Source organism: Novosphingobium sp. ERW19 (genome assembly GCF_012641315.1).
Lineage (GTDB): Bacteria > Pseudomonadota > Alphaproteobacteria > Sphingomonadales > Sphingomonadaceae > Novosphingobium.
Map to the genome: position 1 here is coordinate 36,302 of NZ_JABAIC010000002.1, position 16,250 is coordinate 52,551.

17 protein-coding genes are annotated in these 16,250 nt (G+C 64.0%); 9 read left to right on the forward strand and 8 right to left on the reverse strand.

What is annotated here, in order from left to right:
• Positions 1-17: 17 nt before the first annotated feature.
• Positions 18-971 carry an RcnB family protein gene (locus HGI46_RS03535; protein WP_168903149.1) on the reverse strand — a complete coding sequence of 318 codons (954 nt, stop codon included), beginning with the start codon at positions 969-971 and terminating at the stop codon, positions 18-20.
• A gap of 191 nt (positions 972-1,162) precedes the next feature.
• Here HGI46_RS03535 and HGI46_RS03540 point away from each other — a divergent pair, with 191 nt between their 5' ends.
• Complete coding sequence (locus HGI46_RS03540) at positions 1,163-1,750, forward strand: flavin-binding protein (RefSeq protein ID WP_168903150.1); 588 nt, start codon at positions 1,163-1,165, stop codon at positions 1,748-1,750.
• Between the two features lie 29 nt (positions 1,751-1,779).
• Positions 1,780-2,253 (forward strand): DUF6265 family protein, encoded by a 474-nt coding sequence (locus tag HGI46_RS03545; RefSeq protein WP_168903151.1) that lies wholly within the window; start codon positions 1,780-1,782, stop codon positions 2,251-2,253.
• A gap of 308 nt (positions 2,254-2,561) precedes the next feature.
• Here HGI46_RS03545 and ettA read toward each other — a convergent pair whose 3' ends face one another.
• Positions 2,562-4,235: an energy-dependent translational throttle protein EttA gene (gene ettA, locus HGI46_RS03550; protein ID WP_118074114.1), complete on the reverse strand. Its 1,674-nt coding sequence runs from the start codon at positions 4,233-4,235 to the stop codon at positions 2,562-2,564.
• 136 nt (positions 4,236-4,371) lie between these two features.
• On the opposite strand from ettA, the gene HGI46_RS03555 reads away from it, so the two are divergent.
• Complete coding sequence (locus HGI46_RS03555) at positions 4,372-5,700, forward strand: M28 family peptidase (RefSeq protein ID WP_168903152.1); 1,329 nt, start codon at positions 4,372-4,374, stop codon at positions 5,698-5,700.
• A gap of 106 nt (positions 5,701-5,806) precedes the next feature.
• Here the strand turns inward: HGI46_RS03555 and HGI46_RS03560 are convergent, their stop codons facing one another.
• Together HGI46_RS03560 and HGI46_RS03565 are read right to left on the reverse strand one after the other, a co-directional pair.
• Positions 5,807-6,850, reverse strand: coding sequence for a DUF4118 domain-containing protein (locus HGI46_RS03560; RefSeq protein ID WP_168903153.1), 1,044 nt, complete (start codon positions 6,848-6,850; stop codon positions 5,807-5,809).
• Positions 6,851-6,931: 81 nt separating this feature from the next.
• Positions 6,932-8,179 (reverse strand): acetyl-CoA C-acetyltransferase, encoded by a 1,248-nt coding sequence (locus HGI46_RS03565; RefSeq protein WP_118074111.1) that lies wholly within the window; start codon positions 8,177-8,179, stop codon positions 6,932-6,934.
• A 136-nt stretch (positions 8,180-8,315) separates the two neighbouring features.
• On the opposite strand from HGI46_RS03565, the gene HGI46_RS03570 reads away from it, so the two are divergent.
• From HGI46_RS03570 to trxB, 6 genes are all read left to right on the forward strand, one after another.
• The gene (locus tag HGI46_RS03570; RefSeq protein ID WP_168903154.1) at positions 8,316-9,518 is read left to right on the forward strand and encodes a M20 family metallopeptidase; all 1,203 of its coding nucleotides are present in this window, start codon (positions 8,316-8,318) and stop codon (positions 9,516-9,518) included.
• Positions 9,515-9,949: a hotdog fold thioesterase gene (locus HGI46_RS03575; RefSeq protein WP_118074109.1), complete on the forward strand. Its 435-nt coding sequence runs from the start codon at positions 9,515-9,517 to the stop codon at positions 9,947-9,949. The genes HGI46_RS03570 and HGI46_RS03575 overlap by 4 nt, the downstream gene beginning before the upstream one ends.
• A gap of 74 nt (positions 9,950-10,023) precedes the next feature.
• Positions 10,024-11,133 (forward strand): PAS domain-containing protein, encoded by a 1,110-nt coding sequence (locus HGI46_RS03580; protein ID WP_168903155.1) that lies wholly within the window; start codon positions 10,024-10,026, stop codon positions 11,131-11,133.
• Entirely contained in the window at positions 11,130-11,516 is a 387-nt protein-coding gene (locus HGI46_RS03585) for a response regulator (RefSeq protein WP_168903156.1), read from the forward strand. The genes HGI46_RS03580 and HGI46_RS03585 overlap by 4 nt, the downstream gene beginning before the upstream one ends.
• Before the next feature lie 39 nt (positions 11,517-11,555).
• A complete protein-coding gene (locus HGI46_RS03590; protein WP_346766666.1) occupies positions 11,556-12,422 on the forward strand; it encodes a tyrosine-protein phosphatase in 867 nt (288 codons plus the stop codon).
• 97 nt (positions 12,423-12,519) lie between these two features.
• Positions 12,520-13,494, forward strand: a complete 975-nt coding sequence (trxB, locus tag HGI46_RS03595) for a thioredoxin-disulfide reductase (protein ID WP_168903157.1) — start codon at positions 12,520-12,522, stop codon at positions 13,492-13,494.
• On the opposite strand, the gene HGI46_RS03600 is transcribed toward trxB, so the two are convergent.
• From HGI46_RS03600 to HGI46_RS03615, 4 genes are read right to left on the reverse strand one after another with little or no spacing between them, the layout of a single operon-like run.
• Positions 13,491-14,279 (reverse strand): hydrolase 1, exosortase A system-associated, encoded by a 789-nt coding sequence (locus HGI46_RS03600; RefSeq protein ID WP_168903158.1) that lies wholly within the window; start codon positions 14,277-14,279, stop codon positions 13,491-13,493. The genes trxB and HGI46_RS03600 overlap by 4 nt on opposite strands.
• The gene (locus tag HGI46_RS22045) at positions 14,276-14,947 is read right to left on the reverse strand and encodes a hypothetical protein (protein WP_168903159.1); all 672 of its coding nucleotides are present in this window, start codon (positions 14,945-14,947) and stop codon (positions 14,276-14,278) included. Before HGI46_RS22045 ends, HGI46_RS03600 begins: the two co-directional genes overlap by 4 nt.
• Complete coding sequence (locus HGI46_RS03610; RefSeq protein ID WP_205525194.1) at positions 14,944-15,201, reverse strand: acyl carrier protein; 258 nt, start codon at positions 15,199-15,201, stop codon at positions 14,944-14,946. Before HGI46_RS03610 ends, HGI46_RS22045 begins: the two co-directional genes overlap by 4 nt.
• A 36-nt stretch (positions 15,202-15,237) precedes the next feature.
• Positions 15,238-16,242, reverse strand: coding sequence for a GNAT family N-acetyltransferase (locus HGI46_RS03615; protein ID WP_168903160.1), 1,005 nt, complete (start codon positions 16,240-16,242; stop codon positions 15,238-15,240).
• Positions 16,243-16,250 lie beyond the last annotated feature (8 nt).

Sequence of the window (16,250 nt, forward strand, 5' to 3'; positions counted from 1 at the left end):
CCGATGGGTTGGACGCCTTACCAGAAGAAATCGTGGATCACGTCCACCACTTCACCGGAATAGACGTCGACCAGCAGCACATCGTCCCAATAGCGCACCCAGCGATACGGACCGTATGCAGGCGGCAGGCGGTAGGCCCAGGGATCGTTGATCCAGTAGTTCTGGCCATAGAAGCCAGAGTTCAGGAAAATGCCGATCGACAGGCGGCTGTAATTGTACCCGCGATAGGGCGAGTAGTACCGTGGCATCCGATAGATCCCGCGGTTCACGCTGCGGTAGTGGTTCCAGTTATAACGGTTGTCCCGCCGCCAGTCGTTGCTCCAGCGGCGATAGTCCCCGCGATAGCTGTTGCGCCAGTTGTCGCCGCGGCGATCGTCGCGCCGCCAGTTGTCGCGGTTCCAGTCACGACCGTCGCGGTTCCAGGTCCGGCCATCGCGATCGCGGCTCCAGTTGCGCCCGTCCCGATCCCGGTTCCAGTCACGACCGTTGCGGTTCCAATCCCGCCCGGCGTTCTGGTTGCCGGGGTTGGTTCCGTTCCACTGCCTGCCGTCCCAGCCGCGCTCGGGCACGGCGGGCCGGCCGGCGTTTTGTGCCGGTGCCGGACGGCTCACGGTGCCCGATTGCCAGTCGCGGCCCTGTGAGCGGCCCCAGTCCCGCTGCGAACCCTCGGTCCGCCCACGCCATGCCGGACGTGACTGGTCTGGCCGTGCCTGCTCCGGCCGTGCCTGGGCTTGCGGATTGCTTCCGCCCCAGGCCGGACGCTGGACCTGCGGTGCGCTCGGCCGCTGCACTTGTGGAGTCTGCGGCCGCTGGACCTGCTGGTTGCGGAAATCGCCGCCACCGCGCCAGTTGCCACCACCACGGTTCTCGCCGCCGCCACGGCTTTCGCCACCGCGCTGCCAACCGCCGCCACGCTCTTCGCGCTGCGGCTGCTGGGCAAACGCCGTCGAGGGAATTGCTGTTGCGGTCATGGCCACAGCCAGTGCGTAAAGTGCACTGCTTCTGAAGATTGACTTGCCGGACATCGTGACCGACCCTTTCCCGATATGAAGAGCCGCGACACCCTTCGCAGCTTTAATACGATGGTAATAAACGATTCGCGCTGTCCGATATCTGAACCGGCTTGGTAGCCTTTTGTTCAGGTTCGCATGGGGAAAGATGAATGGAGTTGACGCTCGATAGCGTTCTTGCCGATGCCACCGATCGCCTCGCCAAGGCGGTGAAGCAGCGCCGCAGCGCGTTGCATACGCCGGTCGTCGGCACCTCTGACGGCGATCTCAGGATCATGGTCCTGCGCGAGGCCACACCGGACCTGACCCTGCGTTTCCACACCGACCTGCGCAGTCCCAAGTGCGCCCTCATTGCAACTGGTGCCCCGGTCAGCGTCCTTGCCTACGATCCTGAAACCCGCATCCAGCTCCGTATGCGCGGGGAAGGGCGCATTGAACATCACGGCGCCACCGCCGATGCCGCGTGGGAGCGCGCCACGGCCTCCAGCCGCCGCTGCTACCTCGCCGAAGCTGGCCCCAGCGCCGTGCTTGAAACTGCAGCTTCGACCATTCCCGAACACCTCCGCCACCGCTCGCCGAGCATCGAGGAAACCTTGCCAGGCCGCGCCAACTTCGCCGTCCTGCTGGTCGAGGTGCGCTGCCTCGACTGGCTGCAACTCACCCACGAAGGTGGCACCCGCGCCCGCTTCACCCGCGCAGATGCAGCCTCGCCGTGGGAGGCGACTTGGCTCGCGCCGTGATGTAACCTGCGATCAAAGAGGGGACAGCCATGATCAGACCGCTCGTCACATTCGCCGCCGCCATCCTTACGATCACCGGCGCCATGGCCGCACCGCCCGCCACACTGGCCGACCTTGCCTGGCTGCAAGGCTCCTGGGAAGGCGAGGGTATCGAGGGCGCACCCGCGCTCGAAGCCTATGCCCCGGCGGCAGGCGGCCAGATGGTGGGCCACTTCCGCCAGCTGAACAAGGACGGCACGGTGATGTTCTACGAACTCATCACCATCGTCGAAGAGGGCGGCTCGCTCGCTTACCGCCTCAAGCACTTCAACGCCGATCTCACCGGCTGGGAAGAAAAGGACAAGGTCGTGTCCTTCCCCCTGACCGACCGCGAGGGCGACCGGCTGGATTTCTCCGGCCTCGTCTACGAACGCACCGGCGCCGACACGATGACAGCCTCGGTCAAGGTCAGCGAAGGCGGCAAGACTGAAACCCTCGTCTTCCGCTTCCGCCGCAAGGGCTGATCCGAAAGCAGGATAGTTCACGCAGAGGCGCGGAGAAGCAAGGGAGACGCGGAGGATCAGCGCAGGCGGCGAAGCCGCTCCGAAGGTTCAACGTTTCCGCAAACTGCCACGTGAGATTGTAAGTGCGGCTTCGCCGCAATCAGGACCTCTCTGCGCCTCCCTTTTTTCTCCGCGCCTCTGCATGAAACAGAAAACACCCCGCCAGCCGCATGGGCCGACGGGGTGTCTCAATCACCAATGTGCGAAAAAATCAGCGCGTACGCTTCTTGCCAAAGCGCGTCAGCGCGTCAGCTTCTTGCCAAAGCGCGTCAGCGCGTCAGCTTCTTGTACGCCAGCGCAGTCGGACGATCCGCCGCATCGCCCAGACGGCGGCGCTTGTCCTCTTCATAGGCCGCGAAGTTGCCTTCGAACCATTCGACGTGGCTGTTGCCTTCAAACGCAAGGATGTGCGTCGCCAGACGGTCAAGGAAGAAGCGGTCGTGCGAGATGACCACGGCGCAACCGGCGAAATTCTCGATCGCGTCTTCCAGTGCCGCCAGCGTTTCGACGTCAAGGTCGTTGGTCGGCTCGTCCAGCAGCAGCACGTTGCCGCCGGCCTTGAGCATCTTGGCCATGTGCACGCGGTTGCGCTCACCGCCCGAAAGCTTGCCGACGTTCTTCTGCTGGTCGGGGCCCTTGAAGTTGAACGCGCCGACATAGGCACGCGTCGACATGTCCTGCCCGTTGACCTTCATGTAATCGAGGCCGTCCGAGATTTCCTGCCACACGTTGTTCGCTGGGTTCAGGTCGTCGCGGCTCTGGTCGACATAGCCGAGATGGACGGTCGAACCGATTTCCACGGTCCCGCTGTCCGGGGTTTCCTTGCCGGTCAGGATCTTGAACAGCGTTGACTTGCCCGCGCCGTTCGGCCCGATCACGCCGACGATGCCACCGGGTGGCAGCATGAACGAGAGGTCCTCGAACAGCAGCTTGTCGCCATAGGCCTTCGAGATGTTCTTCACCTCGATCACCTTGCCGCCAAGGCGCTCTGGCACTTGGATGACGATCTGGGCCTTGCCGACCGGACGGTTGTCCTGCGCGTTCTGCAGTTCCTCGAACTTGCGGATACGCGCCTTGGACTTGGTCTGGCGCGCGGCCGGGGTCTGGCGGATCCACTCGAGTTCCCGCTGCAGCGCCTTCTGCTTGCCGCTTTCCTCACGCTCTTCCTGGGCCATGCGCTTGGCCTTGGTTTCGAGGTAGGTCGAGTAGTTGCCCTCGTAGGGGAAGTACTTCCCGCGGTCGAGTTCGAGGATCCAGCCCACCACGTTGTCAAGGAAGTAGCGGTCGTGGGTGATCATCAGCACCGCGCCGGCATAATCCTTGAGGTGGTTTTCCAGCCATTCGACGGATTCAGCGTCAAGGTGGTTGGTCGGTTCGTCCAGCAGCAGGATCGAAGGCTTCTGGATCAGCAGGCGGGTCAGCGCGATACGGCGCTTTTCACCGCCCGAAAGGCTCGCCACCGACCAGTCGCCCGGCGGACAGCGCAGCGCTTCCATCGCGATTTCGAGCTGGTTGTCGAGCGTCCAGCCATCGACCGCGTCGATCTTGTCCTGCAACTCGGCCATCTCCGCGCCCAGCGCGTCGAAATCGGCATCTTCCTCGGCCATTTCCATGCCGATCGCGTTGAAGCGCTCGACCATGTCGGCGATCTCGCGCGCGCCGTCCTTGACGTTCTCGAGCACGGTCTTGCTCTCGTCGAGCTGCGGTTCCTGCTCAAGATAGCCGACGGTGATGTTCTCGCCCGGCCAGGCTTCGCCGGTGAAATCCTTGTCGATCCCGGCCATGATCTTGATAAGCGTCGATTTACCGGCACCGTTCGGACCGACGATGCCGATCTTGGCGCCCTGGTAGAACTGCAGGTTGATATTGCTCAGCACCGGCTTCTGCGCGCCGGGGAAGGTCTTCGTCATGTCCTTCATGACGTAGGCGTATTGGGCAGCCATCTCGGGTCCTTGGGTAGAAGGCAAAAACTGTTGCGCGCCCTCTATCCGAGCGCGAAGGGTCGGGCAAGCGGGGCTTGTGCGACAAGGGCGGCGGGCAGGGCTTGGCAGGCGGTGGGCCGGGCGATAGCACGGTTGCATGAGAAACCAAGCTCGCGCCCTCGCGCTCACCGCCACCCTATTCGCTTCAACCGCTTACGCCCAGGATACGAAAGGCGATGTCGCCTGGGACCTGCTCGCCGGGCTCACCAGCGAAGTCGGCCCGCGCATGCCCGGTTCCGAAGCGGAAGCCCGCGCCCGCGTCTGGGCCGAAGCGCGACTGAAGGCGCTGGGCTTCAGCAAGGTCACCGTCGAACCGTTCAGGATCCGTGGCTATGTGCGCGGGCGTGACGAAGCCAGCCTCCTTGCGCCCATCCCGTTCAGGCTCGCGGTCACGGCGCTGGGCTACAGCGGCACCACGACTGAAAAGGGCATCGAAGGCGAAGTCGTCTATTTCCCCACGCTCGATGCCCTCAAGGCCGCGCCAGCAGGCTCACTCAACGGCAAGATCGCCTTCATCGACCACGCCATGAAGCGCAACCAGGACGGCAGCGGTTACGGTCCTTACGGTCAGGTCCGCCGCGCCGGTCCCGCCATCGCCTCGGGCAAGGGCGCGCTGGGCGTCGTGATCCGCTCGATCGGCACCGACAACCACCGCAACCCGCACACCGGCGGCACCACGTTTCCCGACGGAGTAAAACCGATCCCGGCCGGCGCGGTTTCGAACCCCGATGCCGATCTGATCGCCCGCATCGCCCGCAGCGGCAAGCCGATCCGCCTGTCTTTGACGCTTACCGGCAAGACCACCGACAATCTGCCCTCGGGCAACGTCATCGGCGAACTTCCCGGCCGCGATCCCTCGCTCCCGCCGATCCTGCTCGGCTGCCACCTCGATAGCTGGGACCTCGGCACCGGCGCGATCGACGATGCCGCTGGCTGCGCCATCATCACCGCCGCGGCGTTGAAGGCGCAGGAAGGCGGCAAGCCCCTGCGCACGATCCGCGTCCTCTGGGCCGGCTCGGAAGAACTCGGCGGCTTCGGGGGCAAGGCCTACGCCGAAAAGCACACCGAACCCCACGCCCTTGCCATGGAAAGCGACTTCGGCGCCGCCCGCGTCTGGCGCGTCCAGTTCAACATGGCCGACAAGGCGCTGACCGATCGCATCGCTGCCGCACTGTCACCGATGGGCATCGTTCGCGGAAGCGGCAAGGCCGATGGCGGGACCGACGTCGAACCGGTGATCGAAAGGCAGAAGCTCGCCGTCGTCGATCTCAACCAGGACGGCACCCACTACTTCGATCTCCATCACACCCCGGACGACACTCTGGACAAGGTCGTTCCCGCCGAATTGGCGCAAAATGTCGCGGCTTGGACCGAAGTGCTCAAGGTCGTCGCCAACGAGGCGGGGCCGATCGCTGCGGCACCCTGAAGGTCCATGGGCAAAGCCTCGCCGAGTTGGGGCTTTGCCTGCACGAATGGAGGGAGAGTTGGGGTAGAGTTATGGGGGAGTTGGGGTAGAGTTGGAAATGCTCTCCTCAGCCCTCCGGGAACTCCACCACGGTGGTCACGCCCTTGCTGCCGTCGACGGAAATCGTACCGCCCAACTGGGTTGCAAAGCCCTTGGTGATCGCGGTGCCGAGGCCGTTGTGACGTGGGGTTCCGGCAGCCTCAGGTGTCAGGCCTTTGCCGTTATCGGCAATCGTCAGGCGCAGACGCCCCGCCGCGACGCGATCCAGCGTCAGCCGCACTTCACCGGCTGAACCCTCTGGAAAAGCGTGCTTTATCGAGTTGTTGAGCACCTCGGTTATGAGCAGCATCAGCGTCATCATCCGGTCAATCGCAAGGCGTGCATCGACGGCGCTGACGATCACCGTGACATGGCTGGCACCGGCAACGTCCTGCGCCTGCGCGACCACATTTTCGATCTGCTCGGGCAGGGCCAGCTCGCGCGCGGCCGGGTCGTAGAGCTGGCGGTGCACACGGCCCATCAGCTCGATCCGTTGATCGGCGCTCTCAAGCAGTGCCAAGGCGCTCTCCGGCGCGCGTTCTATCTGGCGCCGCTTGATGCGCAGCATGGCCGAAACCGAGGCAAGATTGTTGGCGACGCGGTGCTGAAGTTCCTGAAAAAGCAGGGTTTGCTGGTCGGCCATGGCGGCAAGCTGGCGCTGGCTTTCGACCAGTTTCTCCTGCCGCTGCTGCAGCCCGTCGATCAGAAGGACATCCACAATCACCACTGCTGCGAAGAATAGCAGCGCGGTCGCCACTGGAGCAGAGAGCACAAAAGTATTCGCTGGCGGAATGAAAAAATACCATGAAGACAACAGACTAAGCACGCCACAGAGCGCGCCGGGGCCGCGTCCGGCAACAAATGCGGTGACGATCACGGCGGGAAAGAACGTCAGGAATGGGAAGCCGGGAGGTAGAAGATTGTCGGCTGCCTGCCTGAGTATCGTGGCGATTATCGCAAGGCCAATCGCTACGGCGTAGCCGGACAGCTTACCACGCAGGGGTCTGACAAGAGTTCGCGGAAATGCGGGCATATTAGCTCGACAAATGCCAGCGCTGGCGACGTATTGCAACGTAACATTTGCAACTTCTTGAAAAACAATGGCCCGGCATTCGATCGCCGGGCCACTAATTGTCTCGAGTATTTACTTTGGTTAAATGCGCTCGATAATGATCGCTGGCGCCATGCCGCCCGCAGCACACATCGTCACGAGGCCGTAGCGTCCGCCCGACCGCTCGAGTTCGTCGAGCGCGGTGCCGATCAGGATCGAACCGGTCGCGCCGATCGGATGGCCAAGCGCCATCGCGCCGCCGTTGATGTTCACCTTCTCGCGATCGAGTTCGAGGTCACGGATGAACTTTTCGGCAACAACGGCAAAGGCTTCGTTGATTTCCCAGACGTCGATGTCGTCCTTGCTCAGCCCCGCCTTGGCGAGCACTTTCTTCGCCGCAGGCACCGGCGCGTTGAGCATCAGCGTCGGGTCGTCGCCTTGGTTGGCATAAGCGACGATGCGGGCGCGCGGCTTGAGGCCATGCTTCTCGGCATAGGCGGGCGAGACGATCAGCAGCGCCGCTGCGCCGTCGACCACGCCCGAGGAATTGCCGGCATGGTGGAAGTGCTGGATTTCCACGTCCGGGTAGCGGCGGTTGATCTGCTTGCGGAAGCTCGTGCCGCCGAGATCGAAGTCGGCAAGACCGGCAAAGCTCGGCTTCAGCGCGGCGAGGCCTTCGGCAGTGGTTTCAGGACGGGGGAATTCCTCGCGGTCAAGCGCAACTGAACCGTCCTCGTTCAGGACCGGCACGACCGACTTGTTGAAGCGGCCTTCCTTGATTGCCTTGTCGGCGCGCTGCTGGCTGACGAGGGCAAGCGCGTCGAGCGCTTCGCGGCTGATGCCTTCGATGCTGGCGATGGCATCGCCGCACACGCCCTGGTGCGACTGCGGGTGGATCGCATCAAGCGCCATGTTGCCCGAGCCCATGCCCAGCGGCTTGATCCCGGCATTGGCCTGTTCCGCGCCATGCGCGGCGGTGAAGCTCATCATCTCGGTGCCACCGGCGATGACGCAGTCTTCCATGCCCGACATGACCGAGGCGCAGGCAAGGTTCACCGAGGTGATGCCACCCCCGCAGAAGCGGTCAAGCGTCGTGCCCGATGCCTTGATGTCGTACCCCGCGGCCAGCGCCGCCATGCGGCCGAGGTCGCCGCCCTGCTTGCCGACCTGCGACGAGGTCGACCAGATGATGTCGTCGACCGTCGCGGTATCAAGGTTGTTGCGCTCCTTGAGCGCCTTGAGCACCGTGGCGGCAAGATGCTGCGGGTGCAGGTGCGACAGCGCGCCCTTGCCGGGCTTGCCGACCCCGCGCGGAGTGCGAACGGCATCGATGATATAGGCTTCGGGCATCGGGACTCTCTCCGTCATTGGGCTATTTAATCGACCGATTAACGCGTCCTGCCCGCTGGTGCAAGTCCAAAGCGGAAGGCTCGACACAGGCGCGGCGACGTGTCAGCTTGGTCAGATTCCAGCCATAGAGGCCCAGATGCTCCACCACGAACTGCTCGAACAGGCGCGCGGCTATTCCGATGCGATCGTCACGCTGCGACGCGCGATCCATGCCGAACCCGAACTCGGCCTGCATACTCCGAAGACGCGCGACAAGGTGCGGGCGGCTTTGGCCCACCTGCCGCTGACCTGGCGCGAAGGGCCGTCGACAACCGGCCTGGTCGCCACGCTAAAGGGCGGAGCGGGGCCGGGGCGCCGCGTGCTGCTGCGCGGCGACATGGATGCGCTGCCGATGACCGAAGAGACCGGGCTCGATTTCTCCTCGACCATTCCCGGCGCCATGCATGCCTGTGGCCATGATACGCACACCGCCATGCTGGCAGGCGCGGCGGAGCTGCTCTGCGCGCGGGCCGACCAGCTGGCCGGCGAAGTGCAGTTCATGTTCCAGCCCGGCGAGGAGGGCTTTCACGGCGCGCGATTCATGCTCGACGACGGACTGATCGATCCGCTCCCCGACGCCGCCTTCGCACTGCACATCATGCCCAACAGTCCGCATGGCCTGGTTGCCGGCCGGGCAGGGCCGCTGCTCGCATCGGCGGACCAGTTCGACATCGTGGTGCAGGGGCGCGGTGGCCACGCCTCGATGCCGCACGATGCGCTCGACCCGGTGCCGGTGGCCTGCGAGATCGTCACCGCGCTCCAAACTGTCGTGACCCGAAAATTCCCGGTGAGCGATCCTGTCGTGGCCACCGTGGCGAAGATTGAGGCGGGAACGGCCCACAACGTGATCGCCGATCGGGTCGCCATGCGCGGCACGTTGCGCACGCTCTCTGCGGGCAATCGTGCGCGCCTGCATGAAGCGCTGCGGCTGGTGGCGACGAACATTGCCGCGGCCCACGGCATGACGGCCGAAGTGACGATCACACCGGGGTTCCCTGTCACTGTGTCTGATGGACGTGCTGTCGACCTCGGGGAGAAGGTTGTTCGCGATCTTACGGGCGAGAGTGGCTTCCACCGGTTGGACGCCCCGATCATGGGGGCGGAAGACTTCTCCTATGTGCTCGAGAAAGTGCCCGGAGCGATGTTCTTCCTGGGCGTGGCCCACGAAGGCGCAGACTGGCGCTCTTGCTGTTCGATCCACTCCACCAGGATGATGGTGGACGAAAGCGTGCTGCCGCTCGGCACTGCGGTTCTGGCAGGGTGCGCCGTGCGGTTCCTGGCTGAGGGATTTGCAGCTTGATCTGGTGGAATGGCGAAAGGCCCTCGATCGAGCGGCTGACGAAATTGGGCAGCTCCTCGATGCCGGCCCATCTCGGCATCGAGTTTCATGACTGCGGCGACGACTGGATATCGGCGCGCATGCCGGTCGACCACCGCACGCATCAGCCTTTCGGACGGTTGCATGGGGGCGCATCGGTTGCGCTGGCAGAAACGATCGGCTCGATGGCCGGAGCAATGGTGGTGGACCCTGACCGGTTCGCTTGCGTGGGCATGGAAATCAATGCCAACCACTTGCGACCGGTGCGCGACGGCTGGGTCTATGCGACCGCGCGGCCGGAGGCATTGGGGCGCAGCACCCACGTCTGGTCCATCCGCATCGTCGACGAATTGGACAAGCTGGTCTGTATATCCCGTCTGACACTCGCCGTCATTCCGCTGGAACGGAAATGACACCCATGAATTTATTACTTTTTTCCGGAACCAAGCAGTAGGAACTGCATTTTCGGTGGCAGGTAGCCACTGATATGAACCGTAACTCTTCAGATGACATTCCTGGGTCTGGTCCGATCGATCAGGCCCATACCGTGTTCGATCCGTCCGTAGCGCGCTTTCGGGCGCAACACCCCGAAGACACGTTCGCCGGGGCATCCGGCGTGCTGTTCGAGCAGGCCATGGCGCAGACGCGCATGGCGATCTGCCTGTGCGACCCTCATCAGACAGATATGCCCATCGTCTTTGCAAACCGGGCGTTCCGACATCTTACCGGATATGAAGAAGACGAGATCGTCGGTCGCAATTGCCGTTTCCTGCAGGGCCCCGAAAGCGACCGCTCTTCGCTGGGGAGGATCCGCACCGCGCTCCAGCGCGAGGATGTGACGGTGGTCGAACTGCTCAACTATCGCAAGGACGGCAGTTCGTTCTGGAACGCTCTCCATCTTGGGCCGGTCTATGACGCCGAAGGCAAACTGATTTATTTCTTCGGTAGCCAATGGAACGTATCGGACGTGCGCGCGGCGCGTGCCGACGAATTGCACGCACGCGAACTGGCGCGCGAACTGTCCCATCGCATGAAGAACATGTTCGCCGTGATCGGCGGCATCGTGAACTTCACCGGCAGGGCGCGCGGCATCGAGGTCGAGGCGCGGGAAATCAACGATCGCATACAGGCGCTGGGCCGGGCCTATGAGACCACACTCGACGATTCACACCGGGGAACGGTCGAGGTGGGCCAGGCCATTCGTGCCGTTCTTGCGCCTTATGATCCGGATGGAACGCGCATCCTGTTCGAGGGCAATGGGCTTCGATCGGATTTTGCGTCGGTCTCGGTGCTCGGATTGTCCCTGCACGAACTCGCGGTGAACGCCATCCGGCATGGCGCGCTCAGTCGGGATGACGGGCGCGTTACGGTTGGCTGGCAGCGCAATGGGTCGGCAGAGAGCCCGGCGATACGGATTGATTGGGTAGAACATGGGCGCGGAACTGGCGCGCTGCTGGAAGCGGCGGCGAACTCGGGCGCGGCAGACGGCATCGTGGATCGCATGCTCGGCATGGCGAGGGGAGGAATCGTGAGAGAGTTGAAGCGCGAGGGGCTACATGCCCGTCTCAGCATTCCCTTGAGGGATGCCGCAGAATGACCGGGATGCATCATGCTTCGTCCGAGCCGTGCCGGGTGCTCGTGCTCGACGATGAACCATTGATCCTGCTCGACCTGGAATTTGCGGTCGAAGATGCCGGGTGCAAGCCGTTGACTGCGCTTGATCTCATGGAAGCGCTGTCGATTGTGCAGAACAATGCGATTTCCGCAGCCATTCTCGACGTTTCGCTCGGCCAGGGGCAGACCTGTGAACAGGTGGCGCGGACGCTTGCAGCGATGGGCGTCCCTTATGTGCTGCACACCGGCGATCTCGATCGCATGGACGAGGCTGTCCGGCGGCTGGGCGGGACTCTTGTGCCCAAGCCGACACCTGCCGCGGTGGTCGTCGCCCGCGCGCTGGAGCCGCTGGCCGTTCGGCAATAAACAGCTTTCGTTCTGCCGGTCCGGTGGTGCGGATACCACGTGAAACGTCAGGCGGACAGGCTTGCACGCTGGGACGAAGCTGCCATTGCTGTGCGCAGCAAGGACGGTGACATGAGCGAGCAGGAATACGCCCGGGTACTGGCGATGACGGGCATCCACAATTTTCGGGACTACGGCGGCTATGGCGCACGCAACGGGCAGTTGCGCAAGGGCGTGTTGTGGCGCTCGGGCCAGCATAGCGAGGCAACCACTGAGGATCTCGAAAAAGTCCACGCCTTGCAGATTGCCACCGTTATCGACCTGCGCGGCGACAGCGAGCGCGCTGCCAACCGTTGCCTCAGGCACCCAGAGTTCGAAGGCAGCGTGCTGTTCCATCCCGGCGAAACCGCAAGCGCGGCCGGGCGCGCGGCGCACGAAGAGATGGCCCGCGATGTTCGCACCGCCGACGATGCGCGGCACGCCATGCTCGCTCTTTACGAGACGCTGCCGTACCGGCCGGTTCTCGTGGGCACCTATCGCCTTTACATGCGAACCCTGGCGGAGCAGCCGTCGCCAAGCTTGCTGCACTGTCTTGCCGGGAAGGATCGTACCGGCGTGGCGGCGGCTCTGGTTCACGCTCTTCTGGGCGTTCACCGCGATGACATCGTCGCGGATTACCTGCTTACCAACAGCGCCGGCAATGCCGAGGCTCGTATCGAGGCAGGAGCCCGGCACGTGCGGGAAGGGTTCGGCATCCGCATGGATGATGCTGCCGTCCGCGTGCTGATGGGGGTGGAAACACCGTTTCTCGAGCGCGCCTTCGCCGCGATCGAGGCGCGCCACGGCTCGGTCAAGGCCTATGCCGAGGAAGTTCTGGGGGTGACGCCGCAGGTGCTCGCCGCGATGGAAGCCAACCTCGTCGAATAAAGAAAATCTGTCCGATAGCTGCGGAAAAAGCGGGGGGCGCGGACTGGCTTTTGGCCCGCGCGCTGCTTATCTCGCTGGCGACTGGAGGACTTTTCCCATGGCGACCACGCACAAGACCCGCATGCTCATCATCGGTTCCGGCCCGGCCGGGCTTTCTGCCGCGATCTATGGCGCGCGCGCAGGGATGCAGCCGATCGTGGTGCAGGGGCTGCAGCCCGGCGGCCAACTGACCATCACCACCGATGTCGAGAACTATCCCGGCTTCCGCGATGTGATTCAGGGGCCGTGGCTGATGCAGGAAATGCAGGCCCAGGCCGAACATGTCGGCACCCGGATGATGTGGGACACGATCCTCGAAGTGAACATGGACGGCAGCCCGTTCCGTGCCGTCGGCGACAGCGGCGACATCTATGAAGGCGATGTTCTGGTCATCGCCACCGGCGCGCAGGCCAAGTGGTTGGGCGTTCCGGGCGAGCAGGAGTTTTCTGGCAAAGGCGTTTCGGCCTGCGCCACCTGCGACGGGTTCTTCTATCGCGGCAAGAAGGTCGTGGTGATCGGCGGCGGCAACACCGCGGTCGAGGAAGCGCTCTACCTTACCAACCATTCGCCCGACGTGACGCTGATCCACCGCCGCGATTCCCTGCGCGCCGAACGCATCCTGCAGGATCGCCTGTTCGCGCACCCCAACGTCAAGGTGTTGTGGAACGCCAAGGTCGACAGCTTCATTGGCGAGGCGGGCAAGGGCCTGACCGGGGTGAAGGTGGTCGACACAGTCACGGGCGCGGAAAGCGTGGTCGAGACGGACGGCGCGTTCGTGGCGATTGGTCATGCTCCGGCGACCGAACTGTTCAAGGGCAAGCTGGAACTCGACGAGAGCGGTTACATCGTGGTCGAACCCGGCACGCCGAAGACCGCCATCCCGGGCGTTTTTGCCTGCGGTGACGTGATGGACCACACCTACCGCCAGGCTGTGACGGCGGCGGGCACCGGATGCATGGCCGCGCTCGATTCCGAGCGCTTCCTTGCCGAACTGGACTTCAAGGCTGCCCAGGCGGAAGTCGCAGCAGTTTAAGGCCTGAGCACTTCGATCAGCCGCGCGTGAAGCCATTCGCGCGCGGCTTCGTCTGAAAAGCTGTGTGACGCGGTGTCGATGCGCTGAATGCGCGGGTCTGCGTTGTCCCAGACTTCGCTGAACATCTGCGCCGTTCGGTCGCGGCTGGCGAGGAGGATCGTTGCAGGCCCGTTGAAAGCTGCAAGGCCGGTCTTCATCTCGTCGACAAGGCCAGCGGGAGCCGGGGCTGACGAGGCCGCAGTGCGCAATCCTTTGGCCAGCTTCCCGAGGTTCACCCCGCCGGTGAGCAGCCGCCAGACCTCACGCGGGTTGGCGAGCTTGGCGAGATAGCGGCTGCGGATGGCCGACGCGGGCATGGCGTTTGGCGCTTCCTCGCCATCTATCGTCCAAGGGTTGGCGAGAACGAGGGCATCCACTGCCAGTGCAGGCGCATTGAGCGTCAGCGCTGCGGCCGCATCGCAATTGCCGAACGCGACGATGCGCGAAACGTGCGGTGCCGCTGAACGGAATGCGGCCAGCGCCGCTGCAATATCCGGCCCGGAGTGGCGGAACGAGCGATTCTCGCCCTGGCTGTCACCGACGCCGCGCCGGTCGTAACGAAACACCGGATAGCCTTCGCTGGCGATCCGGGCGGCCAGTTGCGCCTGTCCGCTCCAAGCGCCTGAGCGCAGTTCATTGCCGCCGGAGACGATCAGCAGACCAGTCGAGTGACTTGCGGCCTCGCGGTCCAGCGTGCCGATCAGCGTCGCGCCCTCGCAGGTGAAGGTGAGGTGGCGCCGGGTCACGCGTCGATCTCGGACAGGATCACGCGGGCGAGGGCGGCGGACTGTTCGGGCGCTGCTGCAGGCTCCGCGCGCAGCCACAGCCCACCACCGCCCAACCGGTTTTGCGCAATGAGGTGATGCCCTTCGACCTGTGGCAAGGCGTTCTCCAGCCCGGCGATAAGCGACGCACCGCAGCGCCACCCGGCGAGTTCCAGTCCTTCGCTGCGGCCGAGTTGGAGCAACGCCGCGCTGTCCTCATTCACGCCCGCTTCGCGTGAGGCGATTACGCGTGCGCGGATCATCTGGCGCAGGATCGTTGCGCCCTTCGCGGGTTCCAGCGCCCAGCCCGGCAGCGCATTGGGAAACACCAGCGCGCCGCCGCGCACCGCCAGCACGTCGGTCGCACGGAAGTGACTTGAAGCCAATTGCATCGCGCTGCGCCAGCCGTGGAGGCTCTGCGCCTCGAACTGCTGCAGGCTTTCATGGCAGCCGGGCAGGTCGGGCAGGAACGTGTCGACGCCTGCGTCATCCAGCAGGCGCATGGCATCGACCAGCATCCGCCGCATGCGGTTGGCTTCATCGAATAGGGGCGGGACGATCAGCAGCCGTTTCTCGCGGCCGCGATCGAAGGCAAGCGCATACTCCTCGCTCTGGCCTTCGGGGCCGGGGCAAGGCCAGCGCGCAATCACGCCGTGACTTTGGCTTCCAGGAAAGATCGCAGATTGCCGAAGGTCTCGAGCAGTTCGCCATCGACCTCGTCGTCCTCGATCACAATGTCGAGCCTGTCCTCGATCTCGGTAAGCAGGCCGGCCACGGCCATCGAATCAAGCTCGGGCAGTTCTCCGAACAGGCCGGTGGACGCATCGAAAGCGGCCACGCGCTCGGCCGTGAGGCCAAGAACGTCCTTGAGGATCGCGCGCAGGGTGCTGTCGGTGTCGCTCATCAGTGTCCAGCTGCCGTTATCAGTTTCATCGGGCCCTTAACCATGGTGGTTCCGGGAGACAAGGGGGCGCAGCCTTTGCGCTGCCAGAGCACGGATCAACGAAGGCCAATGACGGACCGACGACTTTCTCCATGCCCGAACCCGCCAGCGCACCCGCACATCTTCCATCCAGTCGCGCTTGTACGGATCATCCCCTGTGCCGAAATCAATCAGCGACACGCCATCGCGGTCGATCACATGCTCGAACATGGCCGCGCTGAGCAGGGTCCCCGGCGATTGCTTGCGGAAGCGTTCATCATGCGCAAGCTTGTGAATGAACGCGGTGCCGCCCTCGACCGTCCAGAATTGCGCGGCAACTGGTTGGCCGGCAACCTCGGCAATGCCAAGTCGCAAGCGACCAGTCTTGCCTTCCATTTCGGCCCAGGCCCGCAGGAAATCCGGCGACCCTTCGCCAGGCTTCCAGCTCAACCTGTAGATTGCCTCGTAAGCATCCCAATCGGTTTGGGAAAATTGCGTGACGAGCCTCAGGTTCACTTCGCCCTTGCGGCTCTTGCGGCGGACGGTTTCGCGCAGCGCGCCGGGACGGTCAGCCCAGTATTCGGCGAAACTGCGACCATTCACGGCAAGGATGTGGTTGCTGTCGCAAGGCTCGACCAGTGCCATCCAGCCCGCCTTGCGGAATGCCTCAGCAAGGGCAGCGGCGTCATCCTTGGGCAAGGGGGCGAACAGCGCTCGGCCATGAGGCAGTCTTCGCACGATCTCCGAAAGACGAATCTCATCTCCCAGAAATCCAACGAAAAAGTTGTACCAATTGGCAAGCGCAGTGATCCGCCCTTTGCCTTCGAGCCAGGGCAGGGCGGTACATCCCTGCGCATCCGCAGCGATGGTGACCCGCGCTTTTTTCTCGTCGAGGCAATGCGATGTGAGCAAGGCCAGCCAGTCGAGCCGCTCGAACGGCGAAGCGCCTTGCACCGCGATCACGCGCGGGTCTGCTTGCGCTTCCTTAAGACTGGCGTGATAGACGTCCAACGCTTGTGCCATTCCCTATC